At 32.0% G+C, this 4,172-nt stretch carries 3 protein-coding genes; 1 reads left to right on the top strand and 2 read right to left on the bottom strand.

Features of this window, described 5'->3' with window-relative positions:
* Nucleotides 1-219: 219 nt before the first annotated feature.
* The gene (locus tag ACYEKI_RS21070) at nucleotides 220-1,275 is read left to right on the top strand and encodes an IS110 family RNA-guided transposase (protein ID WP_459213193.1); all 1,056 of its coding nucleotides are present in this window, start codon (nucleotides 220-222) and stop codon (nucleotides 1,273-1,275) included.
* A gap of 327 nt (nucleotides 1,276-1,602) precedes the next feature.
* Here the strand turns inward: ACYEKI_RS21070 and ACYEKI_RS21065 are convergent, their stop codons facing one another.
* Both ACYEKI_RS21065 and ACYEKI_RS21060 read right to left on the bottom strand, forming a co-directional pair.
* Nucleotides 1,603-2,445, bottom strand: a complete 843-nt coding sequence (locus tag ACYEKI_RS21065) for a methylated-DNA--[protein]-cysteine S-methyltransferase (protein ID WP_459213192.1) — start codon at nucleotides 2,443-2,445, stop codon at nucleotides 1,603-1,605.
* Nucleotides 2,446-2,447: 2 nt separating this feature from the next.
* A complete protein-coding gene (locus ACYEKI_RS21060; RefSeq protein WP_459213191.1) occupies nucleotides 2,448-3,920 on the bottom strand; it encodes a pyridoxal phosphate-dependent decarboxylase family protein in 1,473 nt (490 codons plus the stop codon).
* Nucleotides 3,921-4,172: the final 252 nt, after the last annotated feature.

The following is a 4,172-nucleotide window of genomic DNA, read 5'->3' as shown; positions in this document are numbered from 1 at the left end:
CACAGGAACAACTGTATGTTTTTCTTCAGAGTGAACAGCCAATTACTCTGATGGGATTTTCACCCATTGGATTCCTACAGCCTCGTGGCACACCAACGGTCTCGTATAACCATCCGTTACGGGTTTAAAGTTAACAATTTTCGGTTTGTTATAGACGTTAGCATCTATGAAAAAGCAGCAAGTTAAGTATCTTAAGGATTCAATAAAAAAAAATAAGATATGAGTACTCAAATTACTGCCGACTCTAATTTATTCATTGGAATTGATATACACAAACGAAGCTGGAAGATTCATTGTGCAACTGATTTATCTATGGGAAGAACCTTTTCTATGGAACCAAATGCTGAGCAATTACATTGCTATGTAACTAAGCATTATCCAGATTATAAAGTTCATACTGCATATGAGGCTGGATGTTGTGGGTATAGTGCTCATCGCATCTTTGAAAGTTATGGCTGGTATTCTTTAGTAGTTAATCCAGCAGATATATTTAGACGAGGTAAAGAGCGATATACAAAAACAGATAGAATAGATGCTCAATTAATAGCAAGAGAATTAAAAGATGGGCGATTAGAGGGGATTCATATTCCTGATTGTAGACGAGAACAATTACGCAGTTTATTTCGCAGGCGTAATGATTTGGTAAAAGATATGCGTCAAATCAAGAGTTATATCAAAATGCAATTATTATATTATGGAGTCAAAATACCCTCTCAATATGATAATGACCATTGGAGTCATGAGTCTAGAAAATGGCTAGATAACTTGACATTTGATTATAATACAGCCAATGAGGTTTTAAAAAGTAGGATGCGTAGTTTTAGATTTATAGATCAAGAGTTTAGAGATGTTTCAACCAGTTTGCGTAAATACACGAAATTATATTACAAAAAAGACTATATGCTTTTGCGAAGTATACCAAGAATAGGACCAATAGTTGCTAGCGGTATTTTAAGTGAACTAGGAGATATACGCAGGTTTTCAAATTTAAAACATCTTTCAAGTTATATAGGTTTATGTCCTGGAGTGTACCAAAGTGGCGATACCATACGATATACGGGTATTAGTATGAGAGCACATCGTTTGATACGTAGTTATTTTATTGAGGCTTCTTGGCAAGCTATACGAACAGATCCTGTAATGCAAATCTATTATCGTAGTCATCAAGGAAAGAATACTAAAAAAGTAATAGTAAAGGTAGTTCGGAAATTACTCAGTCGAACACTGGCTGTAATTAAAACCGAGGTACCTTATCAAATAGGAATAATAGAATAAAAGTAAAAAATAACAAAGCTCAACAAGAAGCAACAATCAAATCACAAAACAATGTGGGTGGATATCTATATATAGATAATCACATCGGTTAGCAAGTGACAGATTGTATTATAGCTTAAAATCATACAGATGTTGATGAACACCAAAAGCGTGTATCACATATAGGATGCTGAGCAAATTATATGGTATTGAATTATTGATAATCCTAACGGAGTTATCCACAATTCAACACCTCAAAAACATCATTACGATATGATTAAAAATTAAATACTATCTTTGAGAAAACCGACTATGGCTTTTCATAGGAAACATTGTTGTAAGGCGTTTTTAATCTAATTTTGATGCTTCCCATCCTATTATTGCCTTCTTTCTGATTGGATTCCAGCGATAACCACCTGTTTTTCCAGAAGATTGAATTACTCTATGACAAGGAATTAAATAAGCAATAGGATTACTTCCAATTGCTGTTCCTACAGCTCTTGAAGCATTTGGTTTTTCGATTTTTTTTGCAATTTCTCCATAGGTAGCCAATTTTCCTTTAGGAATAGTCAATAAAGCCTCCCAAACTTTTAATTGAAAATCAGTGCCTTTTAAATGTAATTTTATTTTACTAAGTTTATTCCAATCATTTAAGAATACCTTCAATATTTCTTGTTGAATTTTATCAACCTTTTGTTGGTAATTTGCATTTGGAAAACTATTTATCAAAACCTGTAAAGCCTCTTCTTTATTATCTAAAAAAGCAATATGACATATTCCTTTTTTAGTAGTGGCAATCAAAATATCACCAAACTGGGTTTCGGCATAGCTATAGTTTATATTTAAGCTCTTACCTCCGTTTTTATATTCTCCTGGTGTCATTCCTTCTATGTTTATAAATAAATCGTGTAAACGACTAGTACTTGAAAGTCCTGTGTCTAAAGCAGTATCAAACAATGTATTTTTATCTTTTTTAAGTTTGCTTTTGGCATAATTTACACTCAAAAATTGAATGTATTTTTTTGGTGTAACACCAACCCAATCTTTAAACAATCTTTGAAAATGAAAAGAACTCATATTTAAATGTTCAGCAATATCATCTAGAGTAGGTTGCTCTTTAAAATGCTCATCTAAATATTCAATAGCTTCTGCTATTTTATCATAATGATATGTGTTTGTATTATTTGACATAATTAATCTTGATATGCTTTTCTTTCCTTATTTAATTCTTCAATTAATTCGTCTATTTCTGTTTCGGTTGTATTGTAATTTGTAATACAAGCTCTAAATGTTGGAACGTTTTTTATTGGGTAAACCGATATCCAAGAATTTCCTTTAGCCAAAATGTTGTCTAAAATGGTTTTTGTGAAATTTGCATCCGATTCAAATTTTTGGTGTGTAAAACAGATTACTGGTAATTCGGTACTGTTCTTAATAATCCAATTATTTTCTATTAGTTTAGTTCTTAAATATTCTCCCATTTTAGCTTGATGATTGATTACTTTTTCATAACCATTCCAACCGTAAAATAATAAAGATGAATAGACTTTTAAACCTATAAATCGTCTTGACCATTGAATGGAATGTGAGAATGGTTCAACAATTTCTAATTCATTTGCCTCTTTAGGCATATATTCTGTGGTAATTCTAAATGTTTTGTTTAGAATTTCTTGATGAGAAGTCAAGAATACGCTTGTTCCCATAGGAACAGACATCCATTTATGTGCGTCAAAAGTTATAGAATCGGAAGCAGAAATACCTTTTAGTATGTGTTTTAGATTTGAACTTAAAACAGCTCCTCCACCATAAGCGGCATCAACGTGAAACCAAATATTATGTGTTTTGCATATTTTTGAAATTTCTCCTAAGTCGTCTATTGTTCCTGTACCTGTTGTTCCTGCTGTACCAATAACCATTAATGGGCTATGTTTTGAATTATTTAGGTTTTTGATTTCTTTTTCTAATAAATCAGTGTCTATTTTTAAATCTTTAGTCGTTGGAATTGTTTTTATAAATTCATATCCTAAGCCTACAATTTTCGCTGCTTTTTGCACAGAATGATGTGCTTCTTGAGAACAAAAAATAACAGGTTTTTTATCTAAACCAAACATTCCGTTTTTAGCGAAATCAGGATATTTATTATTTAAGGCAGATAATACAGCAGTTAAATTTGCTTCAGCTCCGCCAGTTGTAAAAACTCCGTCTGATTTTTTTGGATTTAAGCCAAATTTTTCAATAAACTGATTAATTACGTGAGATTCTACTTCAACGGCAAAAGGAGCGTGACTCCAAGCTGCTAATTGAGGATTATAAGAAGCGGTTATAAAATCTGCAATAATTCCCGCAAAATTTGCTCGAGGATTAAATAAACCAAAATATTTTGGATGTGGTGTGTGAACAGAATAATTTTCAAGTCCGTTTATTATATGCTCTATAGCTTTGTTTGGTTCGGTTCCAGAAACTAAATTTTCAGATTCTATAATATTTCTAATTTCTTGTAAGTTAAGTTCTGGTGTAGTACTGTAATCTTTAGTATTAGTGTAAAAATGCTCTATTTTTTGTGAAACAGTATTTAGTATTTCTTTGCGTTGTTTTTCGTCAAAATCAAAATTCATTTTATGTATCGTTTTATTTTTTGACAAAATTCTAAAATGTTTTTTTGCCATAAAACCCGATTCTTGCGGTTTTCTTCTAAATGACTTACAACGGTCTCGGCTATGCGTAGTGCGGGAGTTCGAAGCGATAGTTTTCGGACAACGCACGGCTTTTAGCGAGCCTTTTGTTATTTGTTTTATTTTCACAACTAATATACAAATTGCGAGCGGAATAGAAGTAATGACCTGGAATGTCTACATTAGGAGCTACGAAAAGAGATTGCCAAAAAAAAGTAAATTAGAGCAATGGCAAATAGAAGATAT

Source organism: Aquimarina rhabdastrellae (genome assembly GCA_947387485.1).
Lineage (GTDB): Bacteria > Bacteroidota > Bacteroidia > Flavobacteriales > Flavobacteriaceae > Aquimarina.
The sequence above is the reverse complement of the archived record's forward strand: the minus strand, read 5'-3'. Positions and strand labels throughout refer to the sequence as shown.

Bases quoted from the DNA above. Each gene is read 5' to 3' on its own strand.
- ACYEKI_RS21060 (WP_459213191.1), bottom strand. From the start codon at position 3,920: ATGGCAAAAAAACATTTTAGAATTTTGTCAAAAAATAAAACGATACAT.
- ACYEKI_RS21065 (WP_459213192.1), bottom strand. From the start codon at position 2,445: ATGTCAAATAATACAAACACATATCATTATGATAAAATAGCAGAAGCT.
- ACYEKI_RS21070 (WP_459213193.1), top strand. From the start codon at position 220: ATGAGTACTCAAATTACTGCCGACTCTAATTTATTCATTGGAATTGAT.